This window comes from Catenovulum agarivorans DS-2, from assembly GCF_000568405.1.
Taxonomy (GTDB): domain Bacteria; phylum Pseudomonadota; class Gammaproteobacteria; order Enterobacterales; family Alteromonadaceae; genus Catenovulum; species Catenovulum agarivorans_A.
In genome coordinates this window covers 139,510-162,318 of sequence record NZ_ARZY01000002.1, presented here as the reverse complement: position 1 = coordinate 162,318, position 22,809 = coordinate 139,510, and the positions used below count along the sequence as shown (strand labels likewise).

Genomic DNA, 22,809 nt, shown 5'->3' with positions numbered 1-22,809 from the left:
ATGAATATTTTCGCTAACTTAAAATTTGCACTGCGCTTATTTTACCGCGACATAGGCTCCAGCACTTTAGGTATAGTGGTGCTGGCGATTGGCTTAGCAATGGCCATAACCATGTATACCCTAGCCAAAAACTATTTATGGAATAGTCCTGAATTAAGAGAAGGACAACCCATTGTTTCTTTTAGTTGGGCACCGAGTAGAGAAGGTAGAAGAGGTTCTAGCATATTCAATTATGCTGATTTTGAGGTGTTAGAAAAAAACAGCCAAAGCTTTGAATATTTAACTACTTATAAATTTGTTAAACAGGCTTTTTTTGTTGACGGAGATAATGCAGAGGTATCTAGCGTTTTAGGTGCTTGGGTGCACGATAATTTTTTTGAATTATTCAATGTAAAACCAATATTAGGCAGGTTACCCACACCAGATGATGCATTAGCAAGCACTCCAGCAACCATAGTAATTAATGAAGAATTGTGGCACGACAAGTTTAATTCAGACCCACAGGTTATTGGTAAAACCGTACTGCTAAACGGTAAACAAGCTATTGTAATAGGTGTATTACCTGCCGCATTTAAGTTTCCAGGGAATCAATTATTTTGGGAACCTTATCACTGGCAATCACAAAAGCAATACGGCAGAAAAAAAGGGGCGCTTAAACAATGGGTTGCAGGGGTTTTAAAACCAAATGTGAGCATGGTTCAGGCGGAGCTTGAGCTGGTAAACCTAGTTGAAACCATAAAAACTTTTTATCCTAAAGATAGCAAATGGCTTACGCATATTCGGCTAGAAGAATATGGCTCTGGTGATAACCAAAGTGAATCCTTTAAAGCCATTTTGTATGCATTAATCATCGGTTCATTTATTGTTTTGATTGTCGCTTGCGCGAATGTGTCAAATTTATTATTGGCTAAATCGAGTAAACGCCAGTTCGAGCTTGCCATGCGCCATGTTCTCGGTGCAAGCCGCTTAGAGATTGCGTTACAAGTTTTGCTCGACGCCCTGTTAATAGCATTTTTCGCCACACTATTCGCTTTATTATTGGCCAGTTGGTCTTGCAGAGGCATATGGCATTTATTTGAAACTCATTACACTAATATGCCTTATTGGTGGAATATGGATATAGATGGCAAAGTATTACTGTTTGCGCTATTTATGTTGTTGTTTACTTTGGTTGCGTCAGCCATATCACCTATATTAAAAACCACGCGCCGCTATAACGCCGAAATGTTAAAAGACAATGCAAGAACCACCAGCAATTTGGCAGTTGGCCAAACAGGTAAATGGTTAGTTGGTGTGCAAATTACCCTTACCACCGCCCTGTTATGTTGTGCTGGTACTTTTGTAATAACCCTACAAGAGCAGCTTGATCGCCAGCTCAAATATGATCCGGCTTCTATTCTTGTTAACCGGTATTTTGCAACATCTCGAGAGTTTGTATCAAACGAAGCTGTTGTTAAGTTTTATCAAACAATGAAGCAAAAGTTAGCTCTGCTACCTGGTGTAGAAGATGTGGTTTTTTCATCAGGTTTTACTGACTACAAAACGGATAGCCGAACAATTGAAATTGAAAGCAAACCGCAAAATAAAGAAGATAAACCTATAGTTGTACCAACTGAAATTGTCACGTTAGACTACTTTGATTTCTTTGAACAACCACAGCTACAAGGGCGATTTTTTTCTAATATTGATACAGAGCAAGCCGCACATGTAACTGTGGTAAATCAAAGTTTTGTTGAAGCTTATTTTCCCAATGAAAACCCGATTGGCAAAAGAATTAGAATTAAAGGGCCAGGTGAAGCATGGGAAGAGCAAAATAAAAGAAGGGAAACACCTTGGACTCAATGGCTCACTATAATTGGCGTTACACCTAACATTAACAGTGAAAAAAATTTGAATGAGGCCAAAAAATTAGGAGATTTTAACCGTTATATACGCGTATACATTCCTCATACCCAGTGGCCAGCGCGCAATATGTATTTAATGCTACGTGGACAAGGTGAAGTGAAACATTATGCTAAACATGTTGCTAAAACCTTTGCAGACACCTCAAAGTCTACTGCGTCTTATTCCGCTTACCGCACACTACAAGACTTATTTGATGCTAGAGACATTTTCAGTAAACTCATCAGTCAATTTGTGACAGGTTTTGCCATATTTACGCTGCTAATGGCTACCATAGGTTTATACGGGTTAGCGGCATTGACCACAGAGCAGCAATCCCGAGAGTTTGGTATTCGCCGTGCTTTAGGCGCAAAACGCCGCAATATTATAACCCTAGTCAGCAAAACCATGCGCCTACAAGTGGCTATCGGTTTGATACTTGGCGTGAGTATAGGCTTTGCCCTAACCAATATATTGCTTAGCAGTGTTGGCCTATCAAATTCTGAGATATTTTCTGAGCTGTGGTTTGTGTTTCCTGTTGCAGCTTGCATTGTATTATTGGTTTTAATTAGTGCAATTTTTCCACCTTCGTGGCGGGCAGCCAACCTCTCCCCCAACCAAACCTTACGTCAGGCCTAACTATATATGCCAGACAGTTAGCTGTCTGGCTTCTTTTATCTATGAAAAATTCATCATTTACAACTCAAAAGTTATTGTTAGCAATTATGCTATGGTTAACCACAGCAGCAGCGTCAGCGCAAACAAATTTTCAGCAAACGTCGCCTCTACTAGAGCTAGATGTTCATCAAGCTATTTTATTAGGGGTTGCTAAAAACTATGGGATAAAAATAAATCGGCTGAATCCACAGTTTACCGCACTAAACATTGCTATTGAGCAAGGTGATTTCGAACCTAATGTTTTTGCCAGCTACCAACAAAGTCAAAGCGAACGTTTTAATTCATTAACACAAAACAATCGTTACGCAAGCACTACCTCATCGGTTGGTTTACAAGGCATTGCGCCTTGGGGTACACGTTATAAACTTGCGATAGAAGCCAATAAAAACGAATTAAATAATTCGGCCAATTTCAGCAGTGTCATAGAGGTGACTCAACCCTTGTTGAAAAATTTTGGACTTGAGCCTAACTACAGTAATGTTGTTTTAGCGCAAAAACGTACAGAAATAGAGCGAATGCGCTTTAGCCAACAACTCATGTCGCTTGTACAGCAAATCGTTAATGCTTACACCAGCTTATATGCGGCTCAACTCAATTTAGAAGTTGCTCAAGCAAACCGAATGCTGGCAGAAAAAACCCTAGAAGCAGAACAAAAACGTGTAGTTATTGGCAAAAGTGCCGATTCTGCAACGCTGCGACCTGAGGTCAGTTTGGCAAATCGTGAAGATGCTGTGCTAATTGCTGAGCAAGAGTTAAGGTTTAAGCAGAACACGCTAAAGTCGTTAATTGCTGATAGCAGCGCTGGGCTGTTGTCACTAGAACTGCACGCTGTCGGTTTACCGGAAGCTGAACAATTGAATCCGAATGTTGCACAAGACTTTCAAGAAGCTCTGAATAATCGGCCCGAATATTTAGAAGCAAAGCTAACTGTCAGCCAACAAAAAATTAGAGTGAAGCGAGATCAACAGCAACATAATCCCAACTTAGATTTAGTTGTTCGTTACCAGAAAATTGGCATAGCTGAACAAAATGACTTCGGTGCAGCTTTTGAAAGCTATCAAAGTACTGGATTAAATTCAGGGTACATTGGAATTAACTTTTCCATGCCACTCTCGATGCAAAGCAGTAAGAGTCGTTTGTCACAAAGTAATATAGCCTTGCAGCAAGATGAACTTAAACTAGAGCAGACAGCACAAAATATTTTGCTTGCGCTTGACACAGCCGCATATGCGCTAGCTGGTAATTGGCGACGTTTACAAGCAGCAGAGCAAGCAGTGGCGTTAACTCAAGCTTCACTGGATGCGGAAGAGAAAAAGATGTCAGTGGGTAGAAGCAACAGCTTTTACATATTGGATATGCAAAGCCGATTAGCCAATGCTCAGCGCAGAAAAGTAGATGCTTTAACAAGCTATTACATTTCATTAGTTAACTACCATAAACAAAAAGGCACTATTTTATCTCACTACCAAGTGGCCGTTAACTAAAGCTAACCAGCAATAAAAATATTAAAGCTAGTGAACCGATGGGCTGCGAGCAAGCTGAACAAAAAACCAACAGGGAAAACGTTTTACTTAATTAGCAAAAACAGCTAAGATCGCATCGCTATCTGCAAATAAATTCGTTACACTGGACAAAATCCAGTGGAAATTAAAAAAGACTAACGGAAAACGGTACTAGACTATGAGCTCTACAATCTTAGTAACTGGTGGCGCGGGTTACATCGGCAGCCACATCGGCAGCCACACTGTATTAGAACTATTAAACCAAGACGACCAAGTAATTGTGGTTGACAACCTAGCCAACGCATCAGAAGAAGCACTTGCTCGCGTAAAAGACATTACAGGCAAAGACCTCACTTTCTACCAAGCAGATATCCTAGACACAGCTGCATTAGATGAAATATTCGCCAAGCACCAAATTGATGCGGTTATTCATTTTGCAGGCTTAAAAGCTGTAGGTGAAAGTACTCAAATTCCACTAACCTACTACCACAACAATGTAACAGGCACGATTAACCTTTGCCAAGTAATGGCAAAACACGGGGTTAAATCAATAGTATTTAGCTCATCGGCAACTGTATATGGCGATCCACAAGCATTACCATTAGTTGAAAGCATGCCAACTGGTATACCAACTAATGCTTATGGTCATTCAAAATTAATGATTGAAGAAATTTTGCGTGATTTATCTGAATCAGACCCAGAATGGCGTATCGTGTTATTACGCTACTTCAACCCAATTGGTGCGCATGAATCAGGCCGCATCGGCGAAGATCCTAACGGCATTCCAAACAACCTAATGCCATTTATCACCCAAGTAGCAGTAGGCCGTCGTGAACAACTAGCTGTTTTTGGTAACGATTACGATACACACGATGGTACAGGCGTACGTGACTATATCCACGTTGTTGATTTAGCGTTAGGCCACTTGCGTGCGTTAGAAAAAATTCAAAAAGATTCAGGTGTTTTCACGTATAATCTGGGTACAGGAACAGGCTACTCAGTATTAGATATGGTAAAAGCGTTTGAAAAAGCGTCAGATAAAACCATAAAATACCAACTAGTAGACCGTCGTCCAGGTGATGTAGCAGCATGTTATGCAGATGCAACAGCCGCAAAATCAGACCTTAATTGGGAAGCAAAATTTGGTTTAGACCGTATGTGCCAAGACAGCTGGCGCTGGCAAAGCCAAAACCCAAATGGGTATAAAAATAGTTAGAGCAAACGCTCAAAGGTAAAGGATAAAACGTGAAATACTTAGTCACTGGTGCAGCCGGTTTTATCGGTTTTTTTACGGCACAAAGGTTATTAAAAGCAGGTCATCAAGTAGTTGGTATAGATAATTTAAATAGCTACTACCAAGTACAATTGAAAGAAGACAGGCTAAAAGAGTTAGAACCTTTTGAACATTTTAGTTTTGTTAAAATGGACCTAGCTGACCGTGACGGTATGGCGCAATTATTCGAAGAACACGGCTTTGATGTGGTTATTCACTTGGCCGCTCAAGCTGGTGTTCGCTATTCTTTAGAGAATCCATTTGCATATGCAGATTCAAACCTTATTGGCCACTTATCTATTTTAGAAGGCTGTCGCCATAACAAGGTAAAACATTTGGTTTATGCATCTTCAAGTTCAGTGTATGGCTTAAACAGCAAAATGCCATTTGCAACTGAAGACTCAGTTGACCATCCAGTTTCGTTATATGCAGCTACCAAAAAAGCCAATGAGTTGATGAGTCATACTTATTCTCATCTCTATCAAATTCCAACATCGGGATTACGCTTCTTTACTGTATATGGTCCTTGGGGTCGCCCTGATATGGCCTTGTTTAAATTTACCAAAGCCATTATTAATGGCGAGCCAATCGACATATACAACAATGGCGATTTAGCCCGTGATTTCACCTACATTGACGATATAGTAGAGGGCATTTTACGCGTAGCCAGTAAAATACCGGAAGCAAATTCAGAATGGACACCAGAACAAGGCTCAGCAAAAGATAGCTCGGCACCTTATCGGGTTTACAACATAGGTAATGGCTCCCCTGTACAGTTAATGGACTTTGTTAAAGCCATTGAAAAAGCCATTGGTATTGAAGCTAAGAAGAATTTTATGCCGATGCAACCAGGTGATGTATATAAGACTTGGGCTGACACTGAAGATTTAGAAAAAGTCACTGGCCACAAACCACAAGTATCAGTGGAAAAAGGTGTCGAAAAGTTTGTTGCTTGGTATCGAAAATATTACCAAGTCTAAACAGATAAATCGTCATGCTAGTTTATTATTGAACTTTTTTTCTAAACGACTAGAATGGCGCGTTTATTGCCGAAGCTAAAGTACAGATCAAGGAGTGGAGTTTTCAATTAGTTTGGGTAAGCATTATTAATCGGTAAATTGGCTTAATTGAATGAAATATATCCAGGTATCAACATCTATCTTAGCAATTGGTTTTGCGCTAGCGACTAACTCTGTAGCAGCTAGTAAAAAAACAGACGACAAGTTCGGTAAATTTGTTGCTTCAGTAGAGCTCGGTTATATTATGACCTCTGGTAATACAGAGTCGACTTCAATAATTGTCAAAACAGACATCGGCAACGAAACAGAATCTTTTCGTAATCAATTTTCTTTTGATTCATTATTTAAAGAAGATGAGATTGAAATAGTCAAAAATGGCGAAAAACGAACCATCAAAAAAACATCCAAAGAGCAATATGCAGCATCTGCGCAAACTAACTACAAAGTGAATGACGAAGGTGATGCAATATTAGCGTTTGCTTCGTACGAGACAAATCGATTTTCAGCCTTCCACTATCAAGCGTCTATCGCGACTGGTTACAACACACGAGTGCTTGATTCGTCAACCGGTTTTTTAGATCTATCCCTAGGCCCAGGTTACAGTTTTGATTCGTTAATCGTTAAAGTCAACGAACAAAATCAACAAGTTGATGGTAGTGGCAATGTTATAACCGATAATAATGGAAATCCCATAACCGGTGATGAAGAGAACCGAAACCAACTGATTTGGCGTGCTGCGGCGACCTATCAGCGTAAAATAACTGACCAAATAAAATTTAAATCTGCGTACTCTATAGAGGACGGTGATTTCAATAGAAAGTCAGAATTTGAAGCAAGTATAACTATGCAAGTAAATGGCTCTTTGGCGGTTAAAGCATCAGTAAAAAACAAGAAAAATTCCAGCTCTGGTGTATTGAGCAACGACAAACAAAATCGTATCACGCTCGTTTATAATTTTTAAAAATTCTCTATGTAGAAAAAACAAGCGGCTTAGCCGCTTGTTTTAAAGTTCCTAAATCCCGCTAGTTTACCAACCAGGAACACCATGCATATCCGGCAATTGGTGGGCTATCCCTTTGTGGCAATCAATGCAGGTTTTTTCGCCTGACGCCAGCGCAGTACTATGCATTTCCACCGCTCTCGGGTTTTGCAAGGTGAAGTCCATTGAATCAAAATCATGACAGTTTCGACACTCTAATGAATCATTTGCTTTTAATCGTGCCCATTCATTTTCAGCTAACTGACGGCGTTTTTCATTAAACTTCTCTCGTGTGTTAATTGTGCCAAAAATTTTCCCCCACACCTCTTTAGACGCAGCCATCTTACGTGCAATTTTGTCTGTCCACTCATGTGGAACATGACAGTCAGGACAAGTTGCACGTACGCCAGAACGATTAGTATAGTGAATGGTCGTTTTGAGTTCCTCATACACGTTGTTTTCCATTTCATGACAACCAATACAAAACTCTTCGGTATTGGTTGCTTCAAGTGCAGTGTTAAATCCACCCCAAAATATCACACCCGCTAAAAAGCCGCCTAAGGTTAAAAACCCTAGGCTGTAGTGAACACTTGGTTTTTTAAAGGTTTGCCAAACTAACTTTAGCCACTTCATATAAACCTTCCTTACTGATTGCTCAGTTTCATCAAATGTTTAGAATCGGTAAAAGTATTTTCTATTACAGGTTCTACATCTGACTGGGTAACATGACACTGATTACAAAAATAACGTCGAGGTGAAATCTCTGCTAAAAAGTTGCCATCACGATCCATAAAGTGTGTGACTGAAACCATAGGCGCTTGGCTTTCTTCTACCCTGTCACGACTGTGGCAAGACATACACTTATTCACCCGCGTATTGACCTCATAACCACGAGTATTATGCGGAATAACCGGTGGTTGCATTGGGTAGTTACGCTTTTGTTTAACATCATTTTTTATAACTTTTGGAATCGCAGGGGCTGCAACATCATCTGTCACTTCCGCTTTTAATATTGGATTAAAAGCGTCATTCGCTTGAACACTCGCGACAACAATGGCACATACTAAGGCACTGGCGATACGGATAGTTTTCATTAACTTATTCATAGTGACTCTCCTAAACTTTCTCTATTTTCACAGCACACTTTTTAAAGTCGGTCTGTTTTGAAATAGGATCAGTTGCATCCAGCGTCACTTTATTAATCAAACGACCAGCGTCAAACCAAGGCACAAACACCAAACCTTCTGGTGGTTGATTGCGTCCACGTGTTTCCACTCGAATGCGAATTGAACCTCGACGAGAAATCAAATTCACTTCATCACCTCGGCGTAAACCGCGCTTTTTCGCATCATCAGGATGCATATAGCACAGTGCATAAGGCACAGCTCTATGTAACTCTGGAACTCTATTGGTCATTGAGCCACTGTGCCAGTGTTCTAAAACACGCCCAGTAGATAACCACAAGTCGTATTCATCATCTGGTGCTTCAGCAGGCGGCTCGTATGGCAAGGCAAAAATAATTGCTTTACCGTCTGGTTTACCATAAAACTCAAAACCTTTACCCGCTTTTACATATGGGTCTGCACCTTCGCGATAGCGCCACAAAGTTTCTTTACCGTCAACTACAGGCCAACGTAACCCGCGCACTTCGTGGTATCTGTCGTACGGTGCCAAATCGTGACCATGATCACGCCCAAAAGCAGCGTATTCTTCAAACAAACCTTTTTGAATGTAAAAACCAAAATGGCGCGCTTCATCATTTAGGCGCTCTGCAGGTACTTCACGCAAGCTATACTTGTCAACATTGCCGTTTTTAAACAATACATCAAATAAAGTTAATTCATTTGCATGTGGCATTTGGCTTGCCAGTTCGGCGGGCCAAAAGTCGGTTAGTTTTAAATAGCGGCTAAATTCAACCATTTGCCATAAATCAGATTGTGCTGAACCAGGTGCTTTAACTTGCTGATACCAAGCTTGTGTACGACGCTCTGCATTACCATACGCCCCCTCTTTTTCAACCCACATTGCCGCTGGTAGAATTAAGTCAGCACATTGAGCGGTCACAGTTGGATACGCATCAGAGACAATCACAAAAGCTTCGGGATTGCGATAACCGGGATAGCCTTCTTCGTTAATATTGGCCGCAGCTTGCATGTTGTTATTACACTGCACCCAATAAACTTTTAATTTACCGTCTTTTAATGCGCGGTTGTGTTCTACTGCATGTAAACCAGGTTTTGCTGGCACAGTGCCTTTAGGTAACTTCCAAATTTTTTCAGCGTACGCTCGATGTTTAGGATTTTTAACCACCATGTCTGCTGGTAACCTGTGGCTAAAAGTACCTACTTCGCGTGCCGTACCACAGGCTGATGGCTGGCCAGTTAATGAAAATGGGCTGTTGCCTGGCGTCGATATTTTGCCCGTTAGCAGGTGAATGTTATAAATTAGGTTGTTGCACCAAACACCACGAGTATGCTGGTTAAAGCCCATGGTCCAGAATGAAGTCACTTTGGTTGTAGGATCTGCATACAACTCAGCCAATGCATTTAGGTCTTTGACACTCACGCCTGATAACTCGCTTACTTTTTCGGCGGTGTATTCGCTCACAAATGCTTTGAAAGTTTTAAAGTCAATGTCTTTGGCTGCACCCGCTTTGTCGGCATTTTTGGCGCTTTGCTGCAAAGGATGGTCAGCGCGTAACCCATACCCTATATCGGTTTCGCCTTGCTTGAAGCGAGTATGCTTTTTAACAAACTCCCAATCAACTTTATCATTCTCAATTATGTAATTAGCAATAAAGTTCAAAATAGCCAAGTCAGTCTGCGGGGTGAATATCATTGGCATATCAGCCAAATCATAACTACGATGTTTGTAAGTGGACAATACCGCAACTTTGACATGTGGATGGCTTAATCGTCGGTCGGTTAATCGCGTCCATAAAATTGGATGCATTTCCGCCATGTTAGAACCCCAAAGCACAAAGGCATCAGCCGCTTCAATATCGTCATAACAACCCATGGGTTCGTCAATGCCAAAGGTGCGCATAAAGCCGCCAACCGCTGAAGCCATACAGTGGCGTGCATTAGGATCAATATTGTTAGAGCGGAAACCAGCTTTCATTAGTTTAACCGCGGTATAGCCTTCCATAACAGTCCATTGACCAGAACCAAACATACCAACAGATTCAGGACCATGGTTTTTAATCGCGCTGGTATATTTATCAGCCATGACTTCAAAAGCTTGCTGCCAAGAAATAGCGGTAAACTCACCGTTCTTATCATAGCGGCCATTAGTCATACGCAACATTGGCTGTGTTAATCTATCTTTGCCATACATAATTTTCGACAAAAAGTAGCCTTTAACGCAGTTTAAACCTCGGTTTACCGGTGACTTAATATCACCATGTGTTGCCACCACTTTGCCGTCTTTAGTTGCGACATTAATACTACAACCAGTACCACAAAATCGGCATGGTGCTTTATCCCAATGCAGTTTTGTTGCTGAAGAATCAGTAATTAAATTACTGGCATAACCTGTCAATGGCACACCAGCGACCCCTGCCGCGGCTTGAGCGGCGCTTGCTTTTACAAAGTCTCGCCTAGAAAGTTTCATAATATCCCCACTAACTTTGTTCGTTTAATTCGTTGTTTAAATCGTTGTCTAAATATTCGTGATACACAGGCACAGCGTGCAGTAAACCCGTTAATTGCTGAAATTGCTCCGCAGAATTAGCCATCGATTTTGCGCTTGGTGCTTCTAACGTCACGACAAGCTGACCGACATCATCTTGCCCGTGCAGTTCACAGTGTTCGATTTGATTTAATTCAGAGATGGCTCGGTCGACTAAGTCAGGCTGGACTCGAATAATAAAGCTGGCGATATGCCATTCGGTATTCATGAGGGTTCCTTAAAATACTCGTGGAGCGAATAACAGTTGATATATCCAAATAGAGAATCCATAAGCACCAACTAGCGCGATACTTAAAAGCGGAAACAACACCACGGTTATAAAAAGAAAGACTTTCAGCTCTCGCTTTTTTTCAGTTTGCATTTGCGTCACCTTCGTTGATGAGTCTAGAAAATTAAGGTGGACAGTTTGCGTCTGAGCTCAACATCACTGAACTCTCTGTTCACCATAACTGCAATACTAAAGCAACAATAAGCAAAGTTTTTTGCGCTAGATCAATAAACGCCATAGTGAGTAAAAATGCTATTTTTAGGCGCGAGCATGCGCATTTTCGGTGCAAATATTTTGTATTCTGCCAATCAATAACGCAGGTATAGCAACCAACAAAAACAAATTTAATATATACTTATCAATTACTTAGGGTCAATCACACAATTTGGTCTACATATTGCTTTGTTGAGAATGTTCTTCCTCAACAAAGCAGTTTTAGAAAACTATGCAAAGTAAGTATGAATCGCACCGTAGCATCGGATTGAGAGCTTTGTTACTCGTAGAATCCGAAGATTTTGATCGTGATTTAAAAAATGCTCTACTAACCTGTGGGTATGACGTCTACCCGGCATTAACTTCAAGCCATATCTTAAAGATGGTGGATAATGTTGATCCGAGCGTTATTGTATTAGACGTCGATAGGTTAACCACAGACAACATACATAGCCTGCATATTTTAAATCAGATAGACCCTCGGCCTATGGTGATTTTTACCGAGTTTTCCGATGAGGAAATGATCGACCGCGTGCTCAAATCCAGAATTAACGCGTATATCGTTGGTGATAAACTTCCCCACCATGTTGGACCAACAGTGCAAATAGCCATTGCGCGATTTAAAGAAGTTCAGTCGCTTAAAGATGAGCTCTCAGAAACAAAACGAAAATTAGAAGGACGCAAATGGATTGACAAAGCAAAAGGACTACTGATGAATACTAAAGGTCTGACTGAAGACCAAGCGTATCAAACACTGCGAAAAATGGCGATGGACAACTCACAGCGTATCGATGAAGTTGCAAAAAATGTAATTTCGTTTATGCAAGCTGTTGGATAAAAATCCGTTTCTGTTAAAGTATCCACCACAAAAAATACAATTATAATTAACAAACACATACGGATTTGTGTAGCAGAACTGTCCGTATGCGGTTAAAAGGAAAATACGGATGATACTTAACGGAAAAATAAAAATAATAACTAAATTAGGTTTAGTGTTTTTTAGTTTGCTAATCCTAATAAGTGGTTTAGGTGTTTACTGGAAACACCAAAGTCGTTACAGCGACAATAGCCCTTATCGCGGCGCACAATATATTCAAAACAGCCAGTTTATGGACGGTTTTGATAAAATTTACCCAAGCCCACAATTCCCCAATTCTGAAATCAACGGAAAATGGCAAGGCTGGAATGCCAGCCAAAGCATGTGGTACTACAATACCACCCAAGGTTCTGATTTACTGCCGTACGACTTCTTTTTATTTTTAGAACAGCATAACTCAAGCGAGCTTTTTCGCAGCGAAAAAAATATCGACCGCTTTCGTTACATAGTGCAAAAACCAACTGAAGCTAATCCTGACGGACTGCCACTTGGTTTTGTCAAAGATGAATATTTAGGCAAGACATATTTGGGTTTAACCTGTGCAGCTTGCCATACTAGCCAAGTGGTCTATAACAACACAGCTATTCGGATTGATGGCGGCCCAGCTATGGCCAATATGGATATGTTTATGCGCGAGCTAGAAGCAGCCCTATCCGAGACATTGCAAGACAAACGCAAAAAACGTAGATTTATCAACAATGTTTTGAATCACAATTTACAACAAGGCATTCTGGGACAGGTCAACTACGAAGACGAACAAAACATTGAAGCCGACTTACACAAATATATGCTGCAAGTTTCTTTGTATAACTATATCAACCACAGTCCCACCGAATATGGCTACGCCCGATTAGATGCATTTGGCCGTATTTTTAATCGAGTACTGCAACATACCCTGAATAAAAAGCAGCTCCAACAATCCATTGCCGATACATTTGACGGTCAAACTGCAACCAAGTTACTAAAAGATCTAAACAATGGTTTAATTGCCAATGATCAACTACCTCGGGTATTTGACCGCTTGGTAGGCCAATTTAACCTCGACCCTGACTCAGCAGACTTAGTTGCAAACATGGCGCAACTAAAACAACTAAAAGAAAAACTATTTAACGCACCCGATGCACCTGTCAGCTATCCGTTTTTGTGGGACATTGCCCAGCACGATTATGTACAATGGAACGGCATTGCCGCCAATGCTGGGGTTGGCGCTGTTGGCCGAAATACCGGCGAAGTCATGGGAGTATTTGCAACACTAGACTGGTACGAATCTAAAAGTGCCAACCTCTCAACATTTTTAGGTGACCAACCAAAAAACGACAATGGCAAATATACCCATTTTAAATCCTCGGTTGATTTTACCAACTTACGCCTAATCGAATCGCAATTAAGAGATTTAACCAGCCCAATCTGGCCAGAAGAAGTATTAGGCAGAATAAAATGGGCGGATGTCAAAGCGGGCCAATTACTATTTGAACAACATTGTGCAAACTGTCACTTACCGATTGAATCTACCAACCCTAGGCGCAAAGTTATCGCCCAAATGTCAAAGCTAGAAGAAATTCAAACCGATGACAAGATGGCAACCAACAGTGTTAGCTACACAGGTCAAACTGGCATTTTGCAGGGGATTTATTTGGGCACAGATGTGGGTGATATCTTGCTACAAGAACAAGCACCTGTCGCTGCTATTTTAACAGCCGCCACCCGCAATGTCGTTGCGACACCCGATCCAGACAAAGGCTGGTTAACGAACTGGTTTGATTGGTTATATAACCTAGCCGTTACCTTTTTCGACAATGACATAAAACAATCGATAAAACGTGGTAACTACAACCCTGATACAACCGCTAACCCGTGGGCGTCTTTATTGGCTTATAAAGCTCGACCTATGAATGGTGTATGGGCAACCGCCCCATACTTACACAATGGCTCGGTACCGACTTTGTACGACTTACTACTACCTAAATGCAATGCCCAGCAACAACAAGCAGGCGAAAAGTGTCGCCCCGAAAAGTTTGTTGTCGGAAGCCGGCTGTTCGACCCTGTAAAAGTAGGCTTTATCAGCGAAGGCTATGATGGCTTTGTATTTGATACTTCAAAAGTAGGTAACAGCAATGCAGGCCACGAATATGGGACTAAAGATATTCAATTGCCAAATGGTCAGGTTTTACCAGCATTGACAGACAAACAGAGATGGCAAATTGTTGAATATATGAAGTCGATTTAGTTGCTTTAATTTAATTGGCTACAAGCCAGCTGAAGCATGATTTTCTAAAAACGCTATACACCTTCCATGGTCGCTCTCACAAGGCTTCCCTGCCTTGTGAAGTTTTAGAAAATCAGCATTCAGTTAGGCTTTTATCGAGCATTTTTATTGCGAAGAAAGGGCAGCAATATAGGTGTCAGGAATGGTGGTAGCGGGTGTTTTTCGCAAAACTTCCAATCGGTAGGGACACCGTTTGAGAGCGGGCCATGGATGGCCTTGCAGCGATTTTGCGAAAAATATCGCTACCAGCATGACACCCAGCGCCCGAGCTTAAATCTAGTGACTTACAACCGACTCAAATAATTCAAAATAATTCGGGAAAGTTTTCGCAGTACACTTAGGATCATTAATGATCATAGGGTTTTTACCCATAGCCGCTAAACTAAAACACATCGCCATACGGTGATCGTTATAAGTATCAATTGCCGCAGTTTGCACCTCAGCTGGTGGAGTTACAATAATATAATCTTCACCCTCTTCTACCGTAGCACCAACTTTACGCAATTCAATCGCCATAGCAGACAAACGGTCCGTTTCTTTAACACGCCAGTTGTAAATATTTCGAATAGCCGTAGTACCTTCAGCAAATAAAGCGGCAGTAGCAATAGTCATAGCTGCATCTGGGATATGGTTTAAGTCAACATCCACCGCACGTAAAGGACCATTTTTGGTCACAGAAATGTACTCTTCACCCCACTCAACAATAGCGCCCATTTGCTCTAAAACTTCAGCGAAACGCGCATCACCTTGCACACTCTTAGTCCCCACACCATTGACTTTAACCGTACCACCTTTAATCGCTGCCGCGGCCAAAAAGTATGAAGCAGAAGACGCATCACCTTCGACTAAAATACGACCTGGAGACTGATAAGTTTGACCCGCTTTGACTTTAAATACTTGATAGTTTTGGTTTTCAACTTCCACACCAAACTGCTTCATTAAACTCAAAGTAATTTCAATGTAAGGTTTAGAAACTAACTCATCAATCACGACAATTTCTAAATCTTGTTGGGCCAAAGGCGCAGCCATTAATAATGCAGTTAAGAACTGGCTAGAAATACTACCTTTAATTTCAACGCGGCCGCCTTTTAATCCAGTCGCATTAATTTTTAATGGTGGAAAATCAGTATCTTTTAAATATTCAATATCAGCACCAACTTGACGCAACGCATCAACTAAATGACCGATAGGACGCTCGAACATTCGCGGCTCGCCAGTCAATACAAACTCGCCTTGGCCCAAACATAAGGCTGCGGCCAATGGGCGCATTGCCGTACCAGCATTGCCTAAAAATAACTCAGCACTGCCAGCAAAATTAATTGGACCCGCTAACCCTGTTACTTTACATTCAGTTTTGTCTGCAGATAACTCATAACTTACACCCAATTGTTTAAGTGCAGTTAACATGTGGCGAATATCGTCACTGTCCAACAAGTTAGTAATATGCGTTTCGCCTTTTGCTAACGCTGCCAATAATAAAATTCGGTTCGACAAACTCTTAGAACCTGGAATGGTCACTTCACCGTCAACTGCGGTAATAGGTGCAACTGTTAAGCTTTCCATCAACTCTGCTCTTATCTAATAAACTTATAAAACTGTCAAGATTATACCCAGTATTCAGCATGAATGCGATTTAACCCTGAACTAAAAACCATGAATTTGTTGAATAAAACAGCATTCAAACGACAAAAAGCTAAAATTGGCCGACAAGGCTTGCGAAACCCTGACGAATGTGGATAATGCACAGCGTCTCATTATGGTAACCTTGTTGGTTCCCTCGCAATGATAGTTCGTGAACCTGGTCAGGACCGGAAGGTAGCAGCCACAGCGGATGACTCATGTGCCGAGGTGTCGCTGGCAAGGTTGCCACCCAAATTTTCACAAATCTGTCATTAAAGCTCGCGCTTCTGTAGATAACATTTCCCCTATCTTAAATTAACTAAACTAGCCTAAAGAATGTTCTAGTGGGAATCAGAATGTATCGTTATATCCTTGTATTGCTCTGCCTAGCCGTAAACCTAGCTTATGCCAATAACTTATCTGTAAACGGTGAACTTCGAGCTCGTTACGAAAGTTTAACAGGTCAATTCAGAACAGAAAAATCTGGTAGTGACCAACTTTTACTATTTAGAAGTTTACTGCATGCTAAACACCAGACTCAAAGCATGACATTTGGCATAGAGCTACAAGACAGCAGAACCTATTTAGGGGATGAAAATACACCACTGTCCAGCAGTTTTACTAACGTGAGCGATTTACTACAAGCTTACATAAAATTTAATAACCTTGCAGAATTTATCCCCAGCAGTCAAAAATCTGAATTGGTTATCGGTAGGCAAACTCTAACCGTGGGCTCCAAACGCCACATCCAAAGAGTCGGGTATGCTAACGTAATAAAAAGCTTTACCGGCATTTATAGCAAAACAACCTTTAACAACAAAGATGAACTACACGCGTTTTATTTGGTGCCAGTAAAACCATTGCCTAACGACTCTAACCAAGTTCGCAACAATCATCACAAACTAGATAAAGAACAATGGCAACGCCGACTTTGGGGTTTGTCATATCGTTGGGCCGACATTTTAAATAATCCAAATCAATCTATTGCGGCAGAGGCTTTTGTATATGGGTTAGATGAAAAAGACACCATTAGCAACCCAACAAACAATCGTCATTACACGACAATCAGCGCACGACTTTTTAGAAAATGGGCACCAAATATATGGAACTTCGATATAGAAGCGGCATATAGGTACGGAAGTCGACACGCAACCAGCAACCCCAACGACAACATCGACCTAAAAGTAAATGCGGATATGTTGTTATTCAGAGTTGGTTATACTTTTGAGCATAGTTTAAACCCAAATATAGCCTTTCAACATTACCATGCAAGTGGCGACAACAATCCTGATGATAGCCAGTTCGAGCAATATGAATCATTGTTTGGTGGCCGACGTACAGACTTAAATCATACCTCTATCCATGGGCCTTTGGCACCTGTTAATTTATCCGCAACGGGGATTAGATTAGAACTACGGCCAAAAGCAAATTGGGATGCTAGAATTCACTACTCTGCTGCATACTTACAATCTAAAACTGATATATTTAAAACCGCAAAATATCGAGATGAAACAGGCCAAAGTGGTGACTTTTTGGGCCATGCGATTGACGCTCGCGTTCAATATTGGTTGGGTAAAAAAGAATGGATTTTTGAAGTTGGTGCTTCATTGTTTACCCCTGGCGAGTATTTAAAAAACATGCGCACCGCCCAAGCGCTGCCAAATGAAACTACTCGCTTTGGATATCTTCAGCTAACCTACAAATTTTAGTTTGCTAGTTGAAGACAAAAGCTGAAATAAACACAACTCTAACGCCCTAAGCTAATTTCAGCTCAGGGCAGTTAGTTTTCATCCAAAGCAAATTATAAATCAAAGTATCAAACTCTTTTTTGGCCAAAGGTTTGTTGTACATATAACCTTGGCTAATTGCAGCCAAAAGGTTTTAATACAGCTTCATGCTCTTGAGTTTCAATTCCATCTCCGACTAAATACAGCTGCAATGAGCGGCCTAAATCGGAAATAGTTTTTACAGTGTCCATACTCTGCTTATCGTCCAACATATCTCGAATATAGTATTCAGTAACCTAACTAAATATTTCTCGTTAAAAAGTTTTCACTATACCTAAAGTAATTGCTTTAGATATCTTCTCTGAAGCTGATTGTAATAACTCAATGCACTTTTTAACCGAAACCTCTTCAGGTCTACGTTGAATATGCGGAACAGATAAGGTTGCGATTGCTGTATCTCCATCTAAAATAGGCGCAGATAAATCCGTCACACCTTCAACAAATGAACTTGGCCCTTTCCAATAGCCTTGTTTAGCTATTTTTTTACTATCAGCAATAAAGCTTTTAATTTCATCTTCGCTGTTTTCTTTGCTAAACATATCTAACCAGCGTTCTTTAATTACTGATTCTTGGTAAGCAAATAAAACTCTGCCTGAAGCTGTTTCAATAAGTGGTTTTCTATAACCCACTCGCACTGAATAAGATAAAACGCTTGGCGCTTCTGAACGCGAAATAACGACTAATTGTTCATTCGACTGTACCGCAATATGGCAAGACATGGTCGTTTCAAGGCAAAGATTACGCATAATAGGCGCAGAAAATTCCAATAACTCTTTGATTGGCTCTTGCTCTGTGCCTAATTGCAATAGTTTTCGAGAAATTCGGTAACCTTCCGCTTCTTCGTCCTTTTCGATGTAACCGCGCTCTTCTAAAACGAGTAACATACGGTATATTTCAGCACTTGAACGGCCCAAGCGTTCTGCGACGCTGACTTTATTGAGTACAGAATTATCTTTTGACAATAACTCTAAAATATCCAAGCCCTTTTCTAGGGCCGGAGCAGAATATTTTTTGCTGTTGCTCTCCATTTGTAGTTAGCCTCATGATTCAAATAATTTTTATTAGATTAGAGTTATATTACCTGAGATCAATTGATATATAAAAGGCTAATTTAATATACTTTATATCTTAGACCGTTTAGCGCAACCAGCAGCTAAGAAATTAACGCGCCCTGTATGACCAACCTATCAAAGTCGGCTTTGTGTAAAGGCTTGTGGTACAAATACCCTTGCCCCATTTGGCAGCCAAACGATTTTAAAATTTGTTCATGTTCAGCAGTTTCTATTCCCTCACCAACTAGTTTCAATTGCATTGAATGACCTAAATCAGAAATTGTCCTAACGATGTCCATGCTTTGCTTGTCATCCAACATTTCGCGCACAAAAGATTGGTCAATTTTAAGTACATCAACAGGTAGACGTTTTAGGTAAGATAAGCTTGAGTAGCCAGTACCAAAATCATCGATCGCAATAAAGATGCCCGTCAATGATAAATCTCTTAAAATTCCCTCAACTAGGTCAACATCCTGCATCAGTAAGCTCTCTGTCACTTCTAACTCTAACAATGATGTTTTTAGATTAGTATCCTCCAATACAGCAAACACCTGGTCAAAATACCCCTCACTACAAAATTGTAATGCTGACACATTGACGCATACGCGAATAGGCTTGCCTTGGTCATACCAATCTTTTGCGGCAAAACAGCTTTTCCGCAATATTTGCTCGCCTAATTTTGTGATCAACCCAAGCTCCTCAGCCAAACTGATAAATTTGGGTGGTGGAATATAATCGCCATCTTTACCTTTCAGTCTTGCCAATGCTTCAGCTGCAATAACTTGCTGACTGGCCAGATCAATTTGCGGTTGAAACACAACCTCAATGCTGTTTTTATCAATCGCTTCACGCAATACTTGTTCTAGCTCCATGCGTTCGTTTAAATCGTTTTCTAAACCTTGCGAGAAAAAGCATGATTGCTGCTTGCCTTGCTGTTTAGCCCTGTACATCGCGACGTCAGCATTGCGCATCATATGCCCTTCTGTTTCAGCATCAGTCGGGTTTACACTAATCCCAACACTGACAGACAAACTATATTCTTGATTGTCGATTACAAATGGCTTTTGGATGATTTCTTGAATATCAGCAGCAATAAGGTTTAGTTGGCGCACTTCTTTAACATTAGGAACGAGCAATACAAATTCATCTCCACCAATTCTGGCAAGAGTGCAATTTGCGTCCATTACAAATTCGAGTCTTTTTGCAACTTGTTTAATCAGCATATCGCCAATATGATGGCCTAAACTATCATTTAAGTATTTAAAATTGTCGATATCTACCAGCATTAATGCTGTTTTAAGGCGGTTTTGTTGCGAAACTTTGATAGCTTGTTCCAATCTATCATGTAATAAAATACGATTAGGTAGACCTGTTAATTGGTCATTGTTGGCCAAATGATTCATTTTTACCGCCATCGCGATCGATTCGCTAATGTCGTGAAAAACCACAATTGAACCTGTGATATTGCCGTGAGCATCGACAATTGGGGCTGCGGAGTCTTCCACACGGTAAATGTTACCTGTATGGCTATATAACTGGCAATTCAAAGCCATGCCAACAACCCTTTGTTCATACAGGGCAACCACAGCGGGATTAATTGATTTGTGATGTGTCGTCGCATCTTTTAAGTTCATCACATTTTCAATATGCTGGCCGATAGCTTCTGCTTCTGTCATACCTGTCATATGCTGAGCAATTGGGTTTAAAAAAGTGACGATTCCGTGTGCGTCTGTCGCTATCACACCATCGCCTATTGAATTTAGCGTTGCCCTAAAATGCTCTTTCTCACTAAATAACGCACGTTGGGCAACCTCGAGATCTTCAGCATAGTGACGCAACGCCAGCTGATTCGCCACTCGCAATTTACATACCTTGCGATTAATTGGCTTGGTAATAAAGTCGATACCACCCGAGTCCAGAGAAAAAAACTCAATGTCTGGGTTGTCATGTGCTGTTACAAATATCACCGCTATATTGGCAGTATGTGGATTGTCTTTAAGTTTTTTGCACAGCTCGACCCCATTGTAGTCGCCCATTTCAATATCCATTAAAACGAGATCTGGTTGCAGATCAGTGATCAGGCCGACGGCCTCTGCAGGGTCAGTGGTATATGTCACATGACCTAATTCTTGTACCGCATTTTCAAGAATCAACACACTGGTAATTTCATCATCAACTATCACGATATTTGCAGCTCGTGATGTGGTCATATTTTGGCGGCTTACTAACATAAGCACCCCCGTGTCGATTTAAACGTATTGGGCTATACTAACCCAAATACCAGTTGAAGCTGAGTACTGGGTCACAGATTGATTTGTATTAATCTTTTACTGGCTGAAATTAAAAATATCAATTAAATATCAATTAGTTAGATAGAAACCATTCCACTTACTCGGTTTATTTCAAGATATTACCCAGTATTCTTTGAGATATCTCTCACAAGTGGAACGCTAAGTATAGACGGGAATTAAAATTTAGCCGTTTGCCCAGCAAAAATTTAGTGGGCAAACAACAAAATTCAGCAAGGAGGTTAAATGAGAGAATCTCGGTTTAATGCTTGAATATTTTTTGCACCGGTAAGCGTCATCGCAACTCGCATTTCTTTTTCATACAGGTCGATTAAATTTTCAACACCATTTTGACCATCAGCGGCCAGTGCATAAATAAACGAACGACCAAGTAAAGTTAAGTCTGCACCCAAAGCTAACATGCGCACAACATCAAGCCCTGAACGAATACCCGAATCAACCATAAGTTTGATGTCTCCTTTAACCGCATCGGCAATCAAAGGTAAAGCTTTGGCTGATGACATCACGCCATCGAGTTGCCGGCCACCGTGATTAGAAACAATGATTCCATCGGCACCAAATTTAACCGCGTCTTTGGCATCATCGACATCTAAAATACCTTTGATAACCATTGGGCCGTCCCAAAAGTCACGGATCCACTCTAGGTCTTTCCACGAGATAGATGGATCAAAGTTAGCACCTAACCAACCAATATAATCCTCTAACTTAGTCGGGGTACCACGATATGTTGATATGTTGCCAAGATCATGCGGTTTACCAAATAAACCTACATCAAACGCCCATTGAGGATGAGTCATGGCTTGCAGAATTCGTCGAGCTGCGGCAAATTGCCCACTCATGCCCGAATGCATATCACGATAGCGAGCGCCTGGCACTGGCATATCCACAGTGAATACCAGGGTAGTCACGCCTGCTGCCTTTGCACGTTCCAATACATTACGCATAAAACCGCGGTCTTTTAATACATAGAGTTGAAACCACATAGGTCGATTTATCGCAGGAGTTACCTCTTCAATTGGACAAACAGACACAGTTGACATGGTAAAAGGTAATCCCTTGTTGTCAGCTGCTTTTGCGGCTTGAACTTCACCTCGACGAGCATACATGCCTGTTAATCCTACCGGGGCTAAAGCAATCGGTAAATTGAGTTTTTCACCAAATATTTCTGTGCTTAAATCTAGCTTAGACATATTGTTTAAAACGCGCTGCTTTAATGCAATGTCGGCTAAATCATCGCAGTTTTTCTGTAATGTATGCTCTCGATACGAGCCACCATCAATATAATGAAATAAAAAAGGTGGTAGCTTAGATTCTGCGGCTTTGCGGTAATCACTAGGTGATGAAATAATCATTCAGCTGGTCCTATTACAAACTGTTTAAAATAAAATCTAATTT

General features: G+C 40.8%; 17 protein-coding genes and 1 other RNA gene. 9 read left to right on the top strand and 9 right to left on the bottom strand.

The window, feature by feature from the left end:
• From DS2_RS02265 to DS2_RS02245, 5 genes are all read left to right on the top strand, one after another.
• Window positions 1-2,520: an ABC transporter permease gene (locus tag DS2_RS02265; protein ID WP_035012988.1), complete on the top strand. Its 2,520-nt coding sequence runs from the start codon at window positions 1-3 to the stop codon at window positions 2,518-2,520.
• Window positions 2,521-2,561: 41 nt separating this feature from the next.
• Window positions 2,562-4,043, top strand: a complete 1,482-nt coding sequence (locus tag DS2_RS02260; protein ID WP_035012987.1) for a TolC family protein — start codon at window positions 2,562-2,564, stop codon at window positions 4,041-4,043.
• Window positions 4,044-4,239: 196 nt separating this feature from the next.
• The gene (galE, locus tag DS2_RS02255; RefSeq protein ID WP_035012986.1) at window positions 4,240-5,277 is read left to right on the top strand and encodes a UDP-glucose 4-epimerase GalE; all 1,038 of its coding nucleotides are present in this window, start codon (window positions 4,240-4,242) and stop codon (window positions 5,275-5,277) included.
• Between the two features lie 29 nt (window positions 5,278-5,306).
• On the top strand, window positions 5,307-6,314 hold the full coding sequence (locus DS2_RS02250) for an NAD-dependent epimerase (RefSeq protein WP_035012984.1): 1,008 nt from the start codon (window positions 5,307-5,309) through the stop codon (window positions 6,312-6,314).
• A gap of 151 nt (window positions 6,315-6,465) precedes the next feature.
• Window positions 6,466-7,314, top strand: coding sequence for a DUF481 domain-containing protein (locus tag DS2_RS02245; protein ID WP_035012983.1), 849 nt, complete (start codon window positions 6,466-6,468; stop codon window positions 7,312-7,314).
• Window positions 7,315-7,380: 66 nt separating this feature from the next.
• On the opposite strand, the gene DS2_RS02240 is transcribed toward DS2_RS02245, so the two are convergent.
• Genes DS2_RS02240 through DS2_RS02220 form a run of 5 tightly spaced genes read right to left on the bottom strand, consistent with a single transcriptional unit; the run spans window position 7,381 to window position 11,392 of the window.
• Window positions 7,381-7,965, bottom strand: a complete 585-nt coding sequence (locus DS2_RS02240; RefSeq protein WP_035012982.1) for a cytochrome c3 family protein — start codon at window positions 7,963-7,965, stop codon at window positions 7,381-7,383.
• A gap of 11 nt (window positions 7,966-7,976) precedes the next feature.
• Window positions 7,977-8,426: a nitrate reductase cytochrome c-type subunit gene (locus DS2_RS02235; protein WP_035013048.1), complete on the bottom strand. Its 450-nt coding sequence runs from the start codon at window positions 8,424-8,426 to the stop codon at window positions 7,977-7,979.
• Window positions 8,427-8,448: 22 nt separating this feature from the next.
• Window positions 8,449-10,944, bottom strand: a complete 2,496-nt coding sequence (gene napA, locus DS2_RS02230) for a nitrate reductase catalytic subunit NapA (RefSeq protein WP_035012981.1) — start codon at window positions 10,942-10,944, stop codon at window positions 8,449-8,451.
• A gap of 10 nt (window positions 10,945-10,954) precedes the next feature.
• Window positions 10,955-11,230, bottom strand: coding sequence for a chaperone NapD (locus DS2_RS02225; protein WP_035012980.1), 276 nt, complete (start codon window positions 11,228-11,230; stop codon window positions 10,955-10,957).
• A gap of 9 nt (window positions 11,231-11,239) precedes the next feature.
• A complete protein-coding gene (locus DS2_RS02220) occupies window positions 11,240-11,392 on the bottom strand; it encodes a periplasmic nitrate reductase, NapE protein (RefSeq protein WP_268745610.1) in 153 nt (50 codons plus the stop codon).
• Window positions 11,393-11,735: 343 nt separating this feature from the next.
• Here DS2_RS02220 and DS2_RS02215 point away from each other — a divergent pair, with 343 nt between their 5' ends.
• Complete coding sequence (locus tag DS2_RS02215; RefSeq protein WP_035012978.1) at window positions 11,736-12,341, top strand: ANTAR domain-containing response regulator; 606 nt, start codon at window positions 11,736-11,738, stop codon at window positions 12,339-12,341.
• A gap of 109 nt (window positions 12,342-12,450) precedes the next feature.
• Entirely contained in the window at window positions 12,451-14,607 is a 2,157-nt protein-coding gene (locus DS2_RS02210) for a di-heme-cytochrome C peroxidase (RefSeq protein WP_035012977.1), read from the top strand.
• 315 nt (window positions 14,608-14,922) lie between these two features.
• Here the strand turns inward: DS2_RS02210 and aroA are convergent, their stop codons facing one another.
• Entirely contained in the window at window positions 14,923-16,209 is a 1,287-nt protein-coding gene (aroA, locus tag DS2_RS02205; RefSeq protein ID WP_035012976.1) for a 3-phosphoshikimate 1-carboxyvinyltransferase, read from the bottom strand.
• Between the two features lie 203 nt (window positions 16,210-16,412).
• Between aroA and ffs the strand changes: the two genes are divergently transcribed.
• Together ffs and DS2_RS02200 are read left to right on the top strand one after the other, a co-directional pair.
• An RNA gene (gene ffs, locus DS2_RS20145) (signal recognition particle sRNA small type) lies at window positions 16,413-16,509 on the top strand.
• Between the two features lie 113 nt (window positions 16,510-16,622).
• Entirely contained in the window at window positions 16,623-17,975 is a 1,353-nt protein-coding gene (locus DS2_RS02200; protein WP_051479535.1) for an alginate export family protein, read from the top strand.
• A 332-nt stretch (window positions 17,976-18,307) separates the two neighbouring features.
• Here the strand turns inward: DS2_RS02200 and DS2_RS02195 are convergent, their stop codons facing one another.
• The 3 genes from DS2_RS02195 to lldD form a co-directional block, all read right to left on the bottom strand.
• Window positions 18,308-19,081 (bottom strand): IclR family transcriptional regulator, encoded by a 774-nt coding sequence (locus DS2_RS02195; RefSeq protein ID WP_035012975.1) that lies wholly within the window; start codon window positions 19,079-19,081, stop codon window positions 18,308-18,310.
• A gap of 125 nt (window positions 19,082-19,206) precedes the next feature.
• Window positions 19,207-21,336: an EAL domain-containing protein gene (locus DS2_RS02190; RefSeq protein ID WP_051479534.1), complete on the bottom strand. Its 2,130-nt coding sequence runs from the start codon at window positions 21,334-21,336 to the stop codon at window positions 19,207-19,209.
• A gap of 299 nt (window positions 21,337-21,635) precedes the next feature.
• On the bottom strand, window positions 21,636-22,766 hold the full coding sequence (lldD, locus tag DS2_RS02185) for an FMN-dependent L-lactate dehydrogenase LldD (RefSeq protein WP_035012974.1): 1,131 nt from the start codon (window positions 22,764-22,766) through the stop codon (window positions 21,636-21,638).
• Window positions 22,767-22,809 lie beyond the last annotated feature (43 nt).

Bases quoted from the DNA above. Each gene is read 5' to 3' on its own strand.
- DS2_RS02265 (WP_035012988.1), top strand. From the start codon at position 1: ATGAATATTTTCGCTAACTTAAAATTTGCACTGCGCTTATTTTACCGC.
- DS2_RS02260 (WP_035012987.1), top strand. From the start codon at position 2,562: ATGAAAAATTCATCATTTACAACTCAAAAGTTATTGTTAGCAATTATG.
- galE (WP_035012986.1), top strand. From the start codon at position 4,240: ATGAGCTCTACAATCTTAGTAACTGGTGGCGCGGGTTACATCGGCAGC.
- DS2_RS02245 (WP_035012983.1), top strand. From the start codon at position 6,466: ATGAAATATATCCAGGTATCAACATCTATCTTAGCAATTGGTTTTGCG.
- DS2_RS02240 (WP_035012982.1), bottom strand. From the start codon at position 7,965: ATGAAGTGGCTAAAGTTAGTTTGGCAAACCTTTAAAAAACCAAGTGTT.
- DS2_RS02235 (WP_035013048.1), bottom strand. From the start codon at position 8,426: ATGAAAACTATCCGTATCGCCAGTGCCTTAGTATGTGCCATTGTTGTC.
- napA (WP_035012981.1), bottom strand. From the start codon at position 10,944: ATGAAACTTTCTAGGCGAGACTTTGTAAAAGCAAGCGCCGCTCAAGCC.
- DS2_RS02225 (WP_035012980.1), bottom strand. From the start codon at position 11,230: ATGAATACCGAATGGCATATCGCCAGCTTTATTATTCGAGTCCAGCCT.
- DS2_RS02215 (WP_035012978.1), top strand. From the start codon at position 11,736: ATGCAAAGTAAGTATGAATCGCACCGTAGCATCGGATTGAGAGCTTTG.
- DS2_RS02210 (WP_035012977.1), top strand. From the start codon at position 12,451: ATGATACTTAACGGAAAAATAAAAATAATAACTAAATTAGGTTTAGTG.
- aroA (WP_035012976.1), bottom strand. From the start codon at position 16,209: ATGGAAAGCTTAACAGTTGCACCTATTACCGCAGTTGACGGTGAAGTG.
- DS2_RS02200 (WP_051479535.1), top strand. From the start codon at position 16,623: ATGTATCGTTATATCCTTGTATTGCTCTGCCTAGCCGTAAACCTAGCT.
- DS2_RS02195 (WP_035012975.1), bottom strand. From the start codon at position 19,081: ATGGAGAGCAACAGCAAAAAATATTCTGCTCCGGCCCTAGAAAAGGGC.
- DS2_RS02190 (WP_051479534.1), bottom strand. From the start codon at position 21,336: ATGTTAGTAAGCCGCCAAAATATGACCACATCACGAGCTGCAAATATC.
- lldD (WP_035012974.1), bottom strand. From the start codon at position 22,766: ATGATTATTTCATCACCTAGTGATTACCGCAAAGCCGCAGAATCTAAG.